Origin of the sequence: Rhodanobacter sp. 7MK24, from assembly GCF_014842995.1 — a bacterium.
In the GTDB taxonomy this organism is placed as follows: Bacteria; Pseudomonadota; Gammaproteobacteria; order Xanthomonadales; family Rhodanobacteraceae; genus Rhodanobacter_A.
Genome location: NZ_JACYXL010000001.1, coordinates 306,777 through 322,886 on the forward strand (window position 1 = coordinate 306,777; position 16,110 = coordinate 322,886).

Below are 16,110 nucleotides of genomic sequence, written 5' to 3' on the forward strand. Positions count from 1 at the left end.
GGAATCACAGATGCGCGGCAAGCTCCTGCGCCACCGCTTCGGGTGCGAGACCGTACGCAGCGATCACATGGTTGCCCGGGCCGTAGGGTCCCCACTCGTCGGCGCGCGTGGTGGTGAAGATGCCTTGCGTAGGGACGCGCGAGGCGCAGGCAAGATGCATGATGCCGCAGTCCAGGCTGAGGTAGCCGTCGAGGTTGGCGAGCACGGCGCCGAGCTGGCGCAGTTCGGTGGAGAAGTAGCTGGGGTAACGCGAGTCCAGCATGGAGCGGCCGGTCATCGGCACGATTTCCACCAGCCGGCAGTCCGGCCGCAGTCGTTCCAGCGTAGCCAGCAAGGGGTTCCACCAGTCCGTTCCGAGCAGCTTGGGTCCGGTGGCGTTGGCGAACACGCCGACGACCTTGCGATGCGCAGCGTCGGCGGGAGCGGAGGCGAGCACTTGATCCAGCATGCGTCGGCCTTGCGCGAGCTCGGCATCGTCGAGGCGGAGGTCGGGCACGGGGTAGTCGGTTTCGGTACCGACATCGAGTGCTTTGCGCAGCAGGTACACCGGACGCTGGCCCTTGTTCTGCACGTGTTCGGGCACTTCGACCGCATGCGTCACGCTGCCGCTTTTCTTGCGGCCGCTGAAACCCAGTGTCCAGGTGGCGCGCGCCTTGAGCAGCAGCAGGCGGCCGGTCTGCGATTGCGGGTCGGCATCGATCGCCAGGTCGTAATGCGCCTTGCGCATGCCGCGCGTGGCGCGCAGCCATTGGATGGGATGGCCGAAGCCGTGCGCCGGCAGCTGGAACACCTGGCTTACGCGGTCGTAATGGCCGTACAGCAGCTTGCCTACCTGGCTGCGCGTGACGATATCGATCTCGGCGCCGGGATACGTGGCCTCCAGTTCCTGGATCAGCGGCGTCAGCAGCAACGCATTGCCAAGCGTGTGGCTGACGTGGCAGACGAGGATGCGATAGATGCCCCGTCGCGGCAGCGGTTCGCCGCTGGGCTCGGCGCCCTTGCCGTACAGCAGACGCATCAGGCCGCGCGCCATGCGACGGCGCAGATGGTCGAGGTCGAAAGAGTCGTGCGTAGATCGCGCCACGGTGTGCCTGCAAATGATAGGGAGTCAGTCGGCAGCGCGCATCGTAACGTCAGGCGGAGCGGAAGGCTTGCCTTCGTACGTGAGCAGCCCGCGCTCGACCAGCCAGTACCGCGCGTTCTCCGCGTCCTGCTCGAACCACGCGCGGGTGGAACCAAGCCGGAAGCTGTAACCCCAGGCGTCCATGTCCGCCATCAGGCGCACACGCCCGACACCGGGCAGCTCGTCGGCCAGCACGATCTGCAGGTAGCAGGTGGCGTCTTCTTCCTCGATGGAATCGGTGGCGTCGGTGTGCACGGCGGTTCGCCGTTCCGATGGCAGCACGATCAGGTGGCAGGCCTCGTGCAACAGCGAATGCACCGGCGTGTCGCCGCGCGCGTACACGGTATGGCCGATGATGCCGGCCTCCTCGTCGCCCCAGTAGCTGCCGGGAATCGGTGCAGCGTCGGCCACGCGCCGCAACGCAAGGCCATAGCGGGCGAGCAGGGCGGCAGGCTGCGCTTCGCCGATGTCGGCGAGGCGCAGCACGCCAGGCTCTGAGTGGGCGTCGGTCATGGCAAAACGTTACCCACCTTGGCGGGCGGCGTTGCGATCAGCCGGCTGGCGTGGACACGGCCTTGCCCTCTGGCAGCGCCACCGAGAGTTCCAGCACTTCGTGACCGCCATCGCGTTCGACGTTGATGTTGATGGCATCGATGTCGACGTTCACGTACTTCTTGATGACCTCGAGCAGCTCGTTGCGCATGGTCGCCAGATAGTCCGGGCCGCCGCGGGTGGAGCGTTCCTGCGCCACGATGATGCGCAGGCGTTCCTTGGCGACGCCGGCGGTGGGTTCGGGCTTGCGTTTCAGGAAGTCGAGAATGCCCATCGGCTCAGCCTCCGAATACGCGCTGCAGGAAACCCTTCTTCGGCACCTCGAGGAAGCGCAGGGCACGCTCCTCGCCGAGGATGCGGGCCACGGTGTCGTGGTAGGCATGGCCGGCATTGGAGGCCTGATCGAGGATCACCGGTACGCCCGAATTGGAGGCAGCCAGCACCTGTTCCGATTCGGGGATCACGCCGACCACGGTGATGCCGAGGATTTCCTCGACGTCCTTCACGCTGAGCATGTCGCCGCTGGCCACGCGGGAGGGGTTGTAGCGGGTCAGCAGCAGGTGCTGCTTGACGGTGGTTCCATCGGCGCGTTCAGCGTGTCGCGTCTTGCTGGCGAGCAGGCCGAGGATGCGGTCGGAGTCGCGCACGGAGGACACCTCCGGGTTGACCACCACCACGGCCATGTCGGCGAAGTACATCGCCAGGTGCGCGCCCTTCTCGATGCCGGCGGGCGAGTCGCACACGATGTAGTCGAAGCCTTCTTCGGAGAGGCCGTCGAGCACCTTCTCCACGCCTTCCTGGGTCAGCGCGTCTTTGTCGCGGGTTTGGCTGGCAGCCAGCACGAAGAGATTTTCGTGGCGCTTGTCCTTGATCAGCGCCTGCTTCAGCGTGGCCTCGCCGTGTACGACGTTGACGAAGTCGTACACCACGCGGCGTTCGCAGCCCATGATGAGGTCGAGGTTGCGCAGGCCGACGTCGAAGTCGATCACCGCGACCTTCTTGCCGGCCATCGCAAGGCCGGTGGCGAGCGAGGCACTGGTCGTGGTCTTGCCGACGCCGCCCTTGCCCGAGGTGACAACTATGATTTCAGCGGTCAAGGAACCATCTCCCGGTTACGTTTATTGTCGTTATGGTAGTTGCGTTTGCGGCAGGTTACAGCTTGGCCAGCAGCAGCTTTTCCCCTTCCAGCCAGCATCGCACGGACTGGCCTTCGAGGTCTTTAGGAATCTGCTCGAACACGCGGTAGTGGCCGGCGATGGCCACCAGTTCGGCGCGGAAGTCGTGCACGAAGATGCGCGCGTCGGTGTCGCCCTGCGCGCCGGCCATGGCGCGGCCGCGCAAACTGCCGTAGATGTGGATGTCGCCGTCGGCGATCACCTCGGCAGCATTGGCCACGGTGCCGGTGACCACAAGGTCGCGGTCTCGTGCGTAGACCTGCTGACCGGAGCGCACGGTGCCATCGTGATGCAGCGTGCTTGCCACGCGTTCGGCGGCGGGTTCAACCGGCGCCGCTTCACGCACCACTTCGCGCACCGGCGCCGGGGCGGCAGCCGGTGCGACGGCAACGTCGCCGTCGGCCGGTTCGTAGGCGGCGCGGAACTTCGCGATCAGCGGCAGGCCCATGCGCCTGGCCAGCGCTTCGGTCTCGCTGGTGCCGTAGGCCAGGCCCACCGGCAGCATGCCGGCGCTGCGCACGGCCTCCAGCAGCGCGTCGACGGTGCCGTCGTCGGGCAGCTTCAGCAGCGGACTGAGATCCAGCACCACGGCGGCGCGGGCGAACAGTTGCGGCGCGGTGCGTACACGGCGTTCCAGTTCTTCGCAGAGTGCGGCGGCGTCCACGCGCTTGATGCGCACGTTGGCGATGCCGACCTGGCCGAAGCGCAGGTCGCAGGCGTCGGAGGTATCCATTTTTGCGTTCAAGCGTGGCGCTCCCCGGCAACACGGCGCGGGTCGGATGTCGGGGTGGAATGCAGGCGCTCGGCCAGCCAGGGCACGTCGGGGAGGCCGCCGTGCGCCAGCCAGGTCTCGCGCACATAGGCGTAGCTCGGCAGTTCCTTGGCGAGCAGGCTGACCTGGCGGCCCTTCGGTCCCATGCGTTGCTGTCCCACTTCCTGGAAACCGTAAGTGCCATGGAACAGCACGATCACGTCGTCGCGCGGCTCCAGGAAGACCTCGCAGGTGAGCTGCGGCACGCGCACCTCGGCGTAGCTGGTCACATCGCAATAGAAGATGCGGCCCAGTCCGTGGCGACGGTAGGCGTTGGCGACCACGATGCGGTCGATGTACAGGAATGACGGATAGCGTTCGCCGAACCAGCGGTAGTTCGGGCTCTGGTAGTCGCCGCCTTCGCGCAGCCCGATCAGGAAGCCGGCGAGGTGGCCGTCGATTTCGGCCACGCGGAAGTAATCGGCGCGCTCGAAAAAGTAGCGCAGCTGCACGGCGTCGAGGGCGATGATGGATTGACCGCCGGCGTTGTTTAGGGCCAGCACGGCGTCCAGGTCGTGCTCGCTGACGTCGCGGATGGCGAGGGCCATTCGTTGCTCCGCAGGATGAAGATGCGTCAAGGCCGGCATGGCCTCGCGTCAAGTACGTATTATGGCATGCACCCGCGGGGGGCACACCTCGCGCCGCCACATGTAAAGACGCCGTAAAACGAAGCTCCCCTGCCTTTCGGCATGGATGACTTCCCGCGCATTGCGCGCGCCTGGCGCGTGGCCAATCATGCACGACATGTTCCAAGTCAATTTCAGCCATATCCGGCTGCTGCGCTTTGCCGGATTGTTCACCTATCTCTGCGTGGGTACGCCGTTGCTCACGCATTGGGCGACCGATCGCCTGAACCTGCTGCACCGTTCGGATTTCGCCTTGCTGTTATGGTCGATCTGCTACCTGGTGTTCGGCGTGCTGTATTGGGCGGTGACCTACGACCTCGGCTCGCGGCGCCACCTCGGCCTGCGCCTGTTTGGTCTGATGCTGATGACGCTGGCGTCGCTGGCGATCGGCTGGTACAGCCACAGCGGCCTCACCGCGATGTTTCTGGCGTTGATGGCGATGGTGCTGCCATGGCTGCTGCCGTTCTGGCTGGGCGTGCTGTGCATGGTGCTGCAGAACGCCTGCCTGGTGGCGGTGTTTTCGCGCTTTCCGGAATTCCCCTCGCTGGCGCTGGCCTTCCTGCAGACCATCATCTACCTGGGCATCTGCGCGCTGGCCTTCGTCGCATCGGTGGTGGCGAGCCAGCAGACCGACGAACGCGAGGCCTTGCGCCGGCTCAATTCCGAGCTGCGCGCCACCCGCGCGCTGCTGGCCGAATCCAGCCGGCTGGCCGAGCGCATGCGCATCGCGCGCGAGCTGCACGACCTGATCGGCCACCATCTCACCGCGTTGAGCTTGAACCTCGAGGTGGCCAGCCACGTCTGCAACGAGGATGCCGTCGGGCACGTGCGCAAGGCGCAGGCCACCGCCAAACACTTGCTGGCCGACGTGCGCGAGGCGGTGAGCGAACTGCGCCAGGACGACGCGATCGACCTCACCCAGGCGTTGCGCAGTCTCACCGAAGGCGTGCCGGGGCTGAATGTGCAGGTGTCGATGCCGCCGCGCTTCAGCGTGGAGGATCCGCGTCGGGCGCAGGTGTTGCTGCGTTGCGCGCAGGAAATCATCACCAACGCCGCCAAACACTCCAGCGCGCGCAACCTGTGGTTGACCTTCGCCTACGCCGGGCCCAGCCTGCTGGGCCTGCATGCGCGCGACGACGGCCGCGGCGCCACCCGCCCGGCGGCGGGCAATGGCCTCTCAGGCATGCGCGAGCGGCTGGCCGAATTCGGCGGCAGCCTGGCGCTGGAAACCGCGCCGGGCGAGGGTTTCGCGCTTACCGTGCGATTGCCGCTGGGCGAGCAGCCGGAGCTGGCCCATGCGCCGTCGCGCGGTGTGCCGCCAGCGTTGAGCATGCCGTAATGTGCGTTTTGCCGATGTGCCGCCCGCCCGGGCCATGCCAGAATGGCTCGGTTCGGATTCCACCTTGTTTCCCCTGTCGTGTGCCGGTTCGCCGCAACGACGACCGCTTCGAGGGTACGCGATGATTTCCGTCTGTCTCGTCGACGACCAGAACCTGGTACGCCAAGGCGTGCGCTCGCTGCTCGACCTGGCGCAGGACATCCGTGTGGTGGCCGAATGCGCCGACGGCGCGCAGGCGGTGGTGGACATCCCGCGGGTGAAGCCCGACGTGGTGTTGCTCGATCTGCGCATGCCCAACATGAGCGGGCTGGAGGTGCTGCAGGCGTTGTCCGCGCGCAACGAGTTGCCGCCCACCATCATCCTTACCACCTTCGACGACGATCAGTTGGTGCTGCAGGGTCTGAAGGCCGGCGCGCGCGGCTATCTGCTGAAAGACGTCTCGCTGGAGCAACTAGTGGAGGCGGTGCGTACCGTGGCTGCCGGCGGTTCGCTGGTGGCGCCGATGGTTACCCAGCGCCTGCTGGCCGGCGTGGGTCGTATGCAGAACCAGTTCACCAGCCTGGAGCAGCCCGATCCGTTGACCGAGCGCGAGACGGAGATCCTGCGCCTGCTCTCCGGCGGCTACTCCAACAAGGAGATCGCCAACTCGCTCAAGGTGGCCGAGGGCACGGTGAAGAACCACGTCTCCAATATCCTTTCCAAGCTCGGCGTGCGCGACCGTACACGCGCCGTGCTCAAGGCGCTGGAGCTTGGCATCGTCTGAGCAAGGCGGATGCGCCTCCATGCGCCGGCGGATGCTGCGCCGCGCTTGCCAGGTGAGGGGCGCCGCGCCCCTTGCTGCAAGGCTTTTATGGCCGTCTAGGCGGCTTGCGGGAACCCGATAGCGTTCCTGCGCCTGAACAAGTAACATCCAAGCCTTCGGCGCTTGCCGACCCCCGCCATCATCCCTGCGGACGAGCTGCCGTCTGGTTCACGCGATGGCTGGGGCCATACCTGAGTATCGCGTAACAAACGCTCGGAGACCCTGTAATGATGCGTGTTCGTGTTCTTGAATTCCTGGCGGCGTGCGCCATCGTCGTCGGTATCGGCGTGGTTGCCGCGGTGGTGATGCCTGGCAGTGGCCATATCGAGCGTTCGTTGGTGGTTGGCAAGGACATGCGCCAGGTCTATGACGTGGTGGACAACCTCCGCCGCCTGCCCGAGTTCTCGGTGCTGACCTCGCGCGATCCGCAGATCAAGTACACCTATTCCGGCAAGGCCTTCGGCCCCGGCGCCGAGGTGAGCTGGGCCAGCGGCGAACCCGCCATCGGCAACGGCTCGCTGACCATCGACAGTGCCACCCCGGACTTCAACAAGGTCGACGGCACCGCCAAGACCGCGCAGGTCGTGTGGGACATCGACAACGGCTGGAAGGGCTACGACAAGACCTTCACCTTCGCGCTGGAGCGCCAGGGCAACCGCAACCAGCTCACCAACATCACCTGGTCGTACGACGTGAAGTACGGCTGGAACCTGGTGAACCGCTTCGCCAACCTGTACATCCACGGCGATCCCGATTCCTTCATCGAGTTCGGCCTGAACAACCTGCAGAACGTGCTGGCCGCGGTGCCGAACGTCAGCTATGGCGACCTGGTCCCATACATCCGCCAGACCGAACAGGCACCGGTGCTGCTGGTGTCGACTTCGATCCAGCGCAAGGACGGCATCGACGGCCTGAACGACACCATCAACAAGTCGGTGGCGCAGATCCTGGCTACGGCGAAGAAGCTGGGCGTGAACGTCACGGGCCCGCGCATTATCTTCACCACCAACTACGGCGACACCACGTACACCTTCGACGTGGCGATGCCGATCGATTCGAGCAGCGTCAACGTCAATGGCCAGGCCCAGCAGCTCACTGCGCCGACCACGCCGGCGCTGGACCCCAATGCACCGGCCGACGCCAGCACTGCCGCCGCCCCGGCTGCTCCCGCGCTGAACCCCGGCGACCACGACAAGTACGGCCGCCTCGTGGTGGACGGCGACGTGCGCGCCACGCTGGCATTCGGCGGCGCCGCGCTGGAAGGCGTGTGGAACGGCACCGCCGCCGGCGTGCCGCAGACGCGCGACGAGCTGAAGGCCTATGCGCTGACCCACGGCTACAAGTACGACGACGTGCTGAACCGCAGCTACGACATCCTCGCCAAGCCCGAGGTGAAGGACGCGCAGGGCAACATCACCAGCTACGCCGAGTTCGACGTGTACCTGCCGCTCAGCAATGCGCCGGACCAGACCCCGGAGCAGGCCGCCGGCATGAAGCAGCCGACGCTGGACGTGGCTCCGGCCAGCGCGGGTACCGCGCCGACGCCTGCGGGTACCGCCGCGGCCCCCGCTGCCAGCAACTGATCCACGGTTGCCGTTCCATCGAAAGGCCCTTCTCCGGAAGGGCCTTTTCTATTGCGCGTCACCTGTATGCGATCCTTGGCATCAAGCAGCGGACAAAAGGACGGTCCTGCCGTTTTATGTCCGTACCCATGCCTGCGAAGGAACCTTCCGGCCTTCATGCGGTACATTGCGTTGATATCTCCGCGCGCCCATCCATGATCGAAACCGAACGACTCACCCGACGCTATGGCAACCTCACCGCGGTCGACGCGTTGAGCATCCGCGCCGAGCCCGGGCAAGTGCTGGGTCTGCTCGGCCCCAACGGTGCGGGCAAGTCCACGGCGATGCGCATGATCGCGGGCTTCCTCGCACCCAGCGAGGGCACCGCGCGGGTATGCGGGTACGACGTGCAGCGCGAGCCGCTGGCTGCGCGACGCGCACTGGGCTACCTGCCCGAAGGAGCGCCCAGTTATGGCGAGATGACGGTGCGCGAGTTCCTGGTATTTATCGCGCGCATGCGCAAGCTGGGCGCCGACATGGGGCGTCGCCGTTTCGACGAGGTAGTGGGCTGGCTGCAACTGGAGGACGTGCTGGAGACCAGCATCGACACGCTGTCCAAGGGGCTGCGCCGGCGCGTGGGCCTGGCGCAGGCGATCCTGCACGATCCGCCGGTGCTGATGCTGGACGAACCCACCGACGGCCTCGACCCCAACCAGAAGCACACGGTGCGCCAGCTGATCGACGCGATGGCGCGCGAACGCACCATCCTGATCTCCACGCATTTGCTGGAGGAAGTGCACGCACTGTGCAACCGCGTGGTGATCCTCGCGCATGGCCGTCTGCAGGCCGATGCCACACCGGCCGAACTGGAGGCGCGTTCGCGTTACCACGGCGCGGTGTCGTTCAGTGCGCCGGGCAGTGGTGTGTCGCAGGAAATGCTGGGGCGGCTGCCGCAAGTGGCGGCGATCGAGGTGGATCCGCTGGATGGGCGCATCACCGTGTTCCCGAAGCCCGGCGTACGCATCCTCGAACCGGTGGAGCAGCTGCTGCGCGAGCAGGGGCTGGAAGTCTCCGAGATCCAGCTTGAGCGCGGCCGGTTGGACGAGGTGTTCCGCCAGATAACCACGGCGCCGAACGGAGCAGGTGCATGAGCCCGGTCAGCGCGGTGATGCGGCGCGAGCTGCGCAGCTTTTTCGTGACGCCGATGGCCTGGGTGTTCCTGGTGATCTTCCTGGTGCTGGCGGGCATCCTCACGTTCTACGCGGGCGACTTCTACGAGCGTGGCCAGGCCGACCTGCAGCCGTTTTTCACCATGCACCCGTGGCTGTACCTGATCCTGGTACCGGCGGTCACCATGCGCATGTGGGCGGAGGAGGCCAAGGGCGGCACGCTGGAGCTGTTGCTCACGCTGCCGCTGACGCTGTGGCAGGCCATGCTGGGCAAGTTCCTCGCCGCATGGCTGTTCATCGGGCTGGCGCTGGCCCTGACCTTCCCGATCTGGCTTACGGTGAACTACCTCGGCACGCCCGACAACGGTGTGATCTTCGCGGGCTACCTCGCCAGTTGGCTGATGGCGGGCAGCTTCGTGGCGATCGGCGCCTGCCTGTCCGCGCTCACCCGCAGCCAGGTGGTGGCCTTCGTGCTCACCGCGGTGGTTTGCGTGTTGCTGATACTGGCCGGGCAACCGCAGGTGCTGGACTTCTTCTCCGGTGCTCTTCCGCGCCGGCTAATCAATGCGTTGGCCTACCTCAGCATGCTGCGGCATTTCGAGGCGATCGCACGTGGCGTGCTGGACCTGCGTGACCTGGCCTACTTCCTGCTGAGTACGCTGGGATGGCTGGCCGCCGGTGTGCTGCTGCTCGAACTGAAACGGGTGCGCTGAGATGCCTCGCCCACGACTGTCCAGGGCATTCACCGCGCCATGGCGCGTGAGCCGGCGCGCGGTGATCTATGTCGCGCTGGCGCTGCTGACCGTGGCCGTCGTCTCGCTGGTCGTGTCCAGCGGGCACTGGCTGCGCGCGAGACGTGTCGACCTGACCGCCGACAAGCTGTACACGCTTTCGCCCGGCACCCTGCAGATCGTCGACGGCTTGCAGCGGCCACTGCGGCTCACGCTGTACTTTTCCGAGCACGCCACCCGCGATCTGCCCGTGCTGCGCAGCTACGAGCAGCGCGTGCGCGACATGTTGCAGGAAATCGCCGCCCGTTCGCACGGCCGCGTGCAGCTTTCGGTGATCGACCCTGTGCCGTATTCCGACGACGAGGCGAGCGCCGAGGGTGCCGGCCTCACCCCGGCCAGCGGCGGCAGCAACGGCGAGCGCGTGTTCTTCGGACTTGCCGGCAGCGCGTTCCCCCCTGGCATCGATGGCGATGTGGCCGAGAGCGTGGCGCCGGAGCGCTCGCTGGCGATCGCGTTCTTCGACCCCAAGCGCGAGTCGTTCCTCGAGTACGACGTCGCCAAGCTGCTGTATGAACTGAACCAGGGCAGCAAGCCGCGCATCGGCGTCATCAGCTCGCTGCCGGTGGAGGGCAACCCGGTGCTGGGCCAACAGCCGTGGTTGGCGCTGCAGCAACTGGGACAGTTGTTCGACGTGAAAACGATCGATCCCGGCAGCCTCAAGCAGATCGGGGCCGACATCCGCGTGCTGCTGCTGATTCACCCGAAGCACCTGTCGGACGATGCGCTGTACGCCATCGACCAGTACGTGCTGCGCGGCGGCCATCTGGTGGTGTTCGTCGATCCCTACGCGGAACTCGACGATACGCAGGGCGACCCGGCCACCGCCCTCCCGCCCGACCACAGTTCCGACCTGCCGCGGCTGTTCGCGGCCTGGGGCGTGCGCTACGACCCGCACGAGGTGGTGCTGGACCGTTCGCATGCGCTCAGCATCGAGCTGGGTGGCAACAGCGTCAGCCATCCCGCCATGCTCTGGCTGGACGCGCAGCAGCTCAATCATGACGACGTGGTCACCGCCAGCCTGCAACGGCTCGACCTCTCCACCGCCGGACATTTCGATCTTGCGCCGAACGCGAACACGCGGCTGATTCCTCTGCTGCAGAGCAGTAACGATGCGGAGGAAGTGCCGGTGCAGCGCGTGCTGCAGGCAGGCGACAATCCCTCGTTGCTGTTGCAGGACTACAAGCCTGACAACATCAACTACGTGTTTGCCGCGCGTTTGCGCGGTAGCTTTGCCAGTGCCTTTCCGGAGCGCGCGAAGCAGCCGGGTCACCTGGCGCAATCCGCAGCGGGCGACGAAGTGATCCTGGTCGCCGACACCGACCTGCTCAGCGATCGCCTGTGGGTGGAACCGCAGGCCATCCTGGGCCAGACCATGATGCGGCCGTTCGCCAACAACGGCGATTTCCTCGGCAACCTGGTCGACAATCTCAGCGGCTCCTCGGCGCTGCTCTCCATCCGTGGGCGTTCCACCTCGCAGCGGGCTTTCACGCGCGTGGATGCGTTGCGCAACGTGGCCGACCAGAAGTTCCTGCAGAAGGAACAGGAGCTGGAGCGCGAGCTGGCCGAGACGCGGCAGCGGCTGGAGGAACTGCAACCCGGCAAGAGCGGCGCCCATGCCGGCAGCGTCGGCGCCGAGCAGCGGCAGGAGATCGAGCAGTTCCGCCAACGCCAGCTGGCGATCAACAAGGAACTGCGCGACGTGCAGCACCAGCTCAACGCCGAGATCGATGCGTTGGGCGTGCGCCTGAAGGTCATCAACATCGTGCTGGTGCCCGTACTGGTGGCCCTGCTGGGGCTGCTCTACGGCTGGCGCCGGACGCGCCGCAATCGACAGCGCAGGTGATGGTAACGGCGGCTCAGGCGGCGAACCGCCGCAAGGCGCGTGTCATGGCCAGGGCTAGACTAGGCTGATGGCGACCTTGCTCAAATGGATCGTGCCGTGGGAATTCTCGTGGGTGTTCCTCGTGAGTTTCCTTGTGGTCGCGTGCCTGTACTGGCGAGGCACCCGGTGCATCCATGTGGGCATCGGCCGGCGCGTGGCGTTCTGGACCGGCATGGCGATCATCTGGCTCACGCTGCAGACCTACCTCGATTTCTATGCCGAGCACGAATTTCTCGTGCACCGCCTGCAGCAGCTGCTGCTGCATCACCTGGCGCCACTGCTGATCTGTGCCTCGTACCCGGCCGGTGTGTTGCGTGCAGGCTTGCCATTGCGCTGGCGGCTGCGCTGGTTGAAGCCGTTGCGGCATTCGTGGCCGTGGCGTGCCGTCAGCGGCGTGCTGTTCCAGCCCGTGCTGGCGTCGCTGCTGTTCGTGTTCTTCGTGCTGGTCTGGCTGGTGCCGTCGATGCAGACGCTGGCCATGCTGGACTGGCGCGTCTATCGCTTCATGAACTGGACGATGCTGCTCAGCGGCTTCATCTACTGGTCGTTGATCCTCGACCATCGCCCGCATCCGCCGGGACGCATGGGCGCAGGCCTGCGCGTGCTGTCGCCGGGCATCACGATGGCGCCGCAGATCCTGGCTGGCGCCATCGTCACGTTCTCGCGCAGCGACCTTTATCCCATCTTCGAGATCTGCGGCCGCGCCTTCACCTTCAACGTGCTCACCGGACAGATGGTCGGTGGCGTGATCACCTGGGTGCCGGCGGCGCTGCTGGAGTCCATCGGCGCGCTGCTGGCGCTGCGGCAGTGGCTGCGCCTGTCGCGCAGCGGGCGCTTGCCGCGCAAAACCTGGCCGGCACGCACGGCAGCGGTGTCGTAGGAGCGCACCCTGTGCGCCGTTGCCTTACGCCTCGATCGAAGTGCAAGGCAATCGCGCACAGGGTGCGCTCCAACCGGGTTAACCTTGATCGCCCAGCGCGCCTGCCGGCCGTGCGATGAAATCCACCGGCAGCGTGACGCCGTTGTCGAACTTCAGCGTGATGCGCACCGTGTCGCCGGGCTGCACCGGGTGCCTGGCGTCCATCAGCATCAGGTGATAGCCGCCGGGTGCGAGCGCCTGGGTGCCATGGGCGGGAATTGGCAGCGCGTCGACCATCGCCATGCGGCTGCTGCCGCCGGACTGCGTACTCCGGTGCAGCATCGCCATGCCGTAGTCGGGTGTGCTTGCCCCGGTCAGGGCGACGGGCTTGTCGCCGTCGTTGCGCAGCACGACATAGGCGCCGGCCGGCAGTGCGCCGGGCAGCACGCGAATCCATGCGTGGCTGGCGCTGATGCGGGTGGTGTCTGCATGCACGAGACCCGCGCCGAGCAAGCCGACCAGCAGCAAAGCAATGCGCTTCATGGCGAAGTTCCGTTGCTCAGCAGCAGGCCGAGGTCGTGCACCAGGTCTTCCTGCGGCGCATTGGCGTCGAGTACGCGCGCATGGCCATTGCGGTCGAACACGTAGATCGCCGAGCTGTGGGTGACTTCGTAGTTGCCGCCATCGCTTGCGGGCTCGCGGGTGAAGCCCGAGCGGTAACGCTTGCTCAATGCCTCGATCGCGCCCGCGCTGCCGGTGAGGCCTACTGCGCGCTTGTCGAAGGCGTTTACGTAGGCATGCATCACGGCCGGTGTATCGCGGGCAGGGTCGACGCTGACGAACAGGATGCGCACGTCGTCCGCCGCCTTGCCCAGCTTCTGCAGTGCCGCGTGCAGTTGCGCCAGCGTCAGTGGGCAGACGTCGGGGCAGTGCGTGTAGCCGAAGTACAGCAGCACCACCTTGCCGCGGAAGTCGGCGGCGCTCGCCGGCTTGCCGTTGTCGTCGGTGAGCTGGAACTGCAGGTCCGGCATGTGGCCGCCGATGTCGGTGAGCTTGAACGGCAGGTCGCTGCCGCGGTGGCAGGCGGACAGCAGCAGGATGCCGGCCAGCGACAGCAGGAACAGCGCAAGGCGCGGAGTACGCGGTAGCTTCATGTGAGAATCCGTGGACTGCAACCGCGCAAGCATACGCCAGCGATGGTGGGCACCGTCCATGGTGTTCGCCACTCGCACCGGCGCCGACATGCCGTCGGAAACCACGGCTGGCGGCCTTCGCGCAATGCGCCACACATTTTCGGAGCCTGCCATGCTGCGACAAACTGTCCGATCCCGTGCCGGCCTGCTTGCCGGTATCGCCGGCGCCAGCGCAGTGTTGTCCGGCGCATTCGGTGCGCATGCCTTGCGCGACGTGCTCGATCCGGCGCATCGCGAGTTGTGGCACACGGCGGTGGAATACCACGCATGGCACGCGTTGGCCTTGGTGCTGGCAGTGGGTCTGGGCCGCGGGCGCGCAGGCCGCTGCGCGGCGTATGCGTTCGTGCTGGGCATCGTGCTGTTCAGCGGGAGCCTGTACGCGCTGGCGTTGGGCGCACCGCACTGGACGGGCATCGTCACACCGTTCGGTGGCGTGGCCTTCGTGATCGGATGGATCGCACTCGGCCTGGCGCTGCGTCGGCGCGCGGACTGACCGTCGGCCCGTCACTCGTCTGTCATCCCGCCAGGGGAACATGGCGGCCATGAGGCTCGCCACGATCCCGCATTCCCATCCGCGGTGGCTGGTTGCCGTGATGCTGACGGCGCTGGTCGTGACCGTATTGAACGGCTTTGGCCTGATTCGACCGCAGCCGGGATCCGGCACGTTCTTGGGCGGAGGCGACGCCGGCTACGATCGCCTGTTTGTTGTCGACGATCAGGGCGAGCGATTGACTGTCTACGATGCGACTGATGGACGCCCGCTGCGCCACTTCGACGCCAACGCCGCGGCTGCCGTGCTGGTCCGGCACGACGGCCGCGTATTCGTGATGGCCGGTGACGGCACGCGCAGCGGCCCTGCGTTGCGGTAATCGCGACCAGCAGCCGGCAGCGATCATTGAGTCGAATCCACGCCGCCGCCCGGCCTGCCGAGCGGCCCCGAACACCGTTTCCCGGCCCGCTACAATGCTGCTTTGCCCGCGCCGGAGAATCCGATGAAGCCATTTGGCACGCCCCATTCCGATCATGCCCTGCGCGTGCTGCTGCTGGGTTCCGGCGAGCTGGGCAAAGAGGTGGCGATCGAACTGCAGCGCTACGCGGTGGAGGTGATCGCGGTGGATCGCTACGCCGCTGCGCCGGCGATGCAGGTGGCGCATCGCAGCCATGTGATCGACATGCTCGACGGCAACGCCTTGCGCGCGCTGATCGAGCAGGAGAAGCCGGACCTCGTGGTGCCGGAGATCGAGGCGATTCATACGCCCACCCTGGTGGAGATGGAGCGCGAGGGCCTGCACGTGATCCCCACCGCGCGCGCCGCGTGGCTGACGATGGATCGCGAAGGCATCCGCCGGCTCGCCGCGCAGGAGCTGGAGCTGCCCACGTCCCCGTATCGCTTCTGCGACAACGAAGCGGACTACCGCCGCGCGGTGGCCGACATCGGCTATCCGTTCGTCATCAAGCCGGTGATGAGCTCCTCCGGCAAGGGCCAGAGCGTGGTGCGCGACGAGTCCGAATTGCAGCATGCCTGGGAGTACGCGCAGTCCGGCGGTCGCGCCGGCAAGGGCAGGGTGATCGTCGAAGGCTTCGTCGATTTCGATTTCGAGATCACCCTGCTCACGGTGCGCCACAGGGACGGCACCAGCTTCTGCTTGCCGATCGGCCATCGGCAGGAAGATGGTGACTACCGCGAGTCGTGGCAGCCGCAGCCGATGAGCGACAAGGCACTGGCCGAGGCGCAGCGCCAGGCCGCAGCAGTGTCGAACGCGCTGGGTGGCTGGGGCGTCTTCGGCATGGAGTTCTTCGTCAAGGGCGACGCGGTGATCTTCTCCGAGGTCAGTCCGCGCCCGCACGACACCGGTCTGGTCACGCTGATCTCGCAGGATTTGTCGGAGTTCGCGCTGCACGCGCGGGCGATTCTCGGCCTGCCGATTCCGGTGATCCGCCAGTTTGGGCCGTCCGCTTCGTGCGCGGTGCTGGTGGAGGGCGAGGGCTGCGCGCCGCGCTACCACGGCGTGGCGGCGGCGCTCGCCGAACCGGACACGCAGTTGCGCGTGTTCGGAAAGCCCGAGGTGAAGGGGCGGCGGCGCATGGCGGTGACGTTGGCGCGCGATGGCGACATCGAAGCGGCGCGCGCGAAGGCCGTGCGCGTGGCGGCGCAATTGCGCGTGGAGCTGTAGGCATGCGACATGCCTGATGCGCTAGGCTTCGACCGGTTCGCAACGCACGGGA

18 protein-coding genes are annotated in these 16,110 nt (G+C 66.6%); 10 read left to right on the plus strand and 8 right to left on the minus strand.

What is annotated here, in order from left to right; all coding sequences use genetic code 11:
* Positions 1 to 4 precede the first annotated feature (4 nt).
* From IHE49_RS18645 to IHE49_RS01375, 6 genes are read right to left on the minus strand one after another with little or no spacing between them, the layout of a single operon-like run.
* Positions 5 to 1,084, minus strand: coding sequence for a glycosyltransferase family 9 protein (locus IHE49_RS18645; RefSeq protein WP_192154217.1), 1,080 nt, complete (start codon positions 1,082 to 1,084; stop codon positions 5 to 7).
* A gap of 24 nt (positions 1,085 to 1,108) precedes the next feature.
* Entirely contained in the window at positions 1,109 to 1,636 is a 528-nt protein-coding gene (locus IHE49_RS01355; protein WP_192154219.1) for a hypothetical protein, read from the minus strand.
* A 37-nt stretch (positions 1,637 to 1,673) separates the two neighbouring features.
* Complete coding sequence (gene minE, locus IHE49_RS01360; protein ID WP_192154221.1) at positions 1,674 to 1,949, minus strand: cell division topological specificity factor MinE; 276 nt, start codon at positions 1,947 to 1,949, stop codon at positions 1,674 to 1,676.
* Between the two features lie 4 nt (positions 1,950 to 1,953).
* The gene (minD, locus tag IHE49_RS01365; RefSeq protein WP_192154223.1) at positions 1,954 to 2,772 is read right to left on the minus strand and encodes a septum site-determining protein MinD; all 819 of its coding nucleotides are present in this window, start codon (positions 2,770 to 2,772) and stop codon (positions 1,954 to 1,956) included.
* Between the two features lie 55 nt (positions 2,773 to 2,827).
* Entirely contained in the window at positions 2,828 to 3,595 is a 768-nt protein-coding gene (minC, locus tag IHE49_RS01370; RefSeq protein WP_192154225.1) for a septum site-determining protein MinC, read from the minus strand.
* Positions 3,592 to 4,209: a GNAT family N-acetyltransferase gene (locus IHE49_RS01375; RefSeq protein WP_192154227.1), complete on the minus strand. Its 618-nt coding sequence runs from the start codon at positions 4,207 to 4,209 to the stop codon at positions 3,592 to 3,594. The genes minC and IHE49_RS01375 overlap by 4 nt, the downstream gene beginning before the upstream one ends.
* Before the next feature lie 196 nt (positions 4,210 to 4,405).
* Here IHE49_RS01375 and IHE49_RS01380 point away from each other — a divergent pair, with 196 nt between their 5' ends.
* From IHE49_RS01380 to IHE49_RS01410, 7 genes are all read left to right on the plus strand, one after another.
* Positions 4,406 to 5,626: a sensor histidine kinase gene (locus tag IHE49_RS01380; RefSeq protein ID WP_225578096.1), complete on the plus strand. Its 1,221-nt coding sequence runs from the start codon at positions 4,406 to 4,408 to the stop codon at positions 5,624 to 5,626.
* A gap of 121 nt (positions 5,627 to 5,747) precedes the next feature.
* A complete protein-coding gene (locus tag IHE49_RS01385) occupies positions 5,748 to 6,389 on the plus strand; it encodes a response regulator transcription factor (RefSeq protein WP_192154231.1) in 642 nt (213 codons plus the stop codon).
* A 266-nt stretch (positions 6,390 to 6,655) separates the two neighbouring features.
* Positions 6,656 to 8,011, plus strand: coding sequence for a polyketide cyclase (locus IHE49_RS01390; RefSeq protein WP_225578097.1), 1,356 nt, complete (start codon positions 6,656 to 6,658; stop codon positions 8,009 to 8,011).
* A 194-nt stretch (positions 8,012 to 8,205) separates the two neighbouring features.
* Complete coding sequence (locus tag IHE49_RS01395; RefSeq protein WP_192154233.1) at positions 8,206 to 9,141, plus strand: ABC transporter ATP-binding protein; 936 nt, start codon at positions 8,206 to 8,208, stop codon at positions 9,139 to 9,141.
* Positions 9,138 to 9,872, plus strand: a complete 735-nt coding sequence (locus IHE49_RS01400; protein ID WP_192154235.1) for an ABC transporter permease subunit — start codon at positions 9,138 to 9,140, stop codon at positions 9,870 to 9,872. Before IHE49_RS01395 ends, IHE49_RS01400 begins: the two co-directional genes overlap by 4 nt.
* A 1-nt stretch (position 9,873) precedes the next feature.
* Complete coding sequence (locus IHE49_RS01405) at positions 9,874 to 11,793, plus strand: GldG family protein (RefSeq protein WP_192154237.1); 1,920 nt, start codon at positions 9,874 to 9,876, stop codon at positions 11,791 to 11,793.
* Between the two features lie 64 nt (positions 11,794 to 11,857).
* Positions 11,858 to 12,712, plus strand: coding sequence for a cytochrome c oxidase assembly protein (locus tag IHE49_RS01410; RefSeq protein ID WP_192155369.1), 855 nt, complete (start codon positions 11,858 to 11,860; stop codon positions 12,710 to 12,712).
* A 78-nt stretch (positions 12,713 to 12,790) separates the two neighbouring features.
* Here IHE49_RS01410 and IHE49_RS01415 read toward each other — a convergent pair whose 3' ends face one another.
* Positions 12,791 to 13,234, minus strand: a complete 444-nt coding sequence (locus IHE49_RS01415; protein WP_192154239.1) for a copper chaperone PCu(A)C — start codon at positions 13,232 to 13,234, stop codon at positions 12,791 to 12,793.
* On the minus strand, positions 13,231 to 13,845 hold the full coding sequence (locus IHE49_RS01420; RefSeq protein WP_192154241.1) for an SCO family protein: 615 nt from the start codon (positions 13,843 to 13,845) through the stop codon (positions 13,231 to 13,233). The genes IHE49_RS01415 and IHE49_RS01420 overlap by 4 nt, the downstream gene beginning before the upstream one ends.
* A 151-nt stretch (positions 13,846 to 13,996) precedes the next feature.
* On the opposite strand from IHE49_RS01420, the gene IHE49_RS01425 reads away from it, so the two are divergent.
* The 3 genes from IHE49_RS01425 (at position 13,997) to purT (ending at position 16,058) form a co-directional block, all read left to right on the plus strand.
* Entirely contained in the window at positions 13,997 to 14,377 is a 381-nt protein-coding gene (locus IHE49_RS01425) for a DUF423 domain-containing protein (protein ID WP_225578098.1), read from the plus strand.
* A 49-nt stretch (positions 14,378 to 14,426) separates the two neighbouring features.
* The gene (locus IHE49_RS01430; protein ID WP_192154243.1) at positions 14,427 to 14,753 is read left to right on the plus strand and encodes a hypothetical protein; all 327 of its coding nucleotides are present in this window, start codon (positions 14,427 to 14,429) and stop codon (positions 14,751 to 14,753) included.
* A 123-nt stretch (positions 14,754 to 14,876) separates the two neighbouring features.
* Complete coding sequence (gene purT / locus IHE49_RS01435) at positions 14,877 to 16,058, plus strand: formate-dependent phosphoribosylglycinamide formyltransferase (RefSeq protein WP_192154245.1); 1,182 nt, start codon at positions 14,877 to 14,879, stop codon at positions 16,056 to 16,058.
* Positions 16,059 to 16,110: the final 52 nt, after the last annotated feature.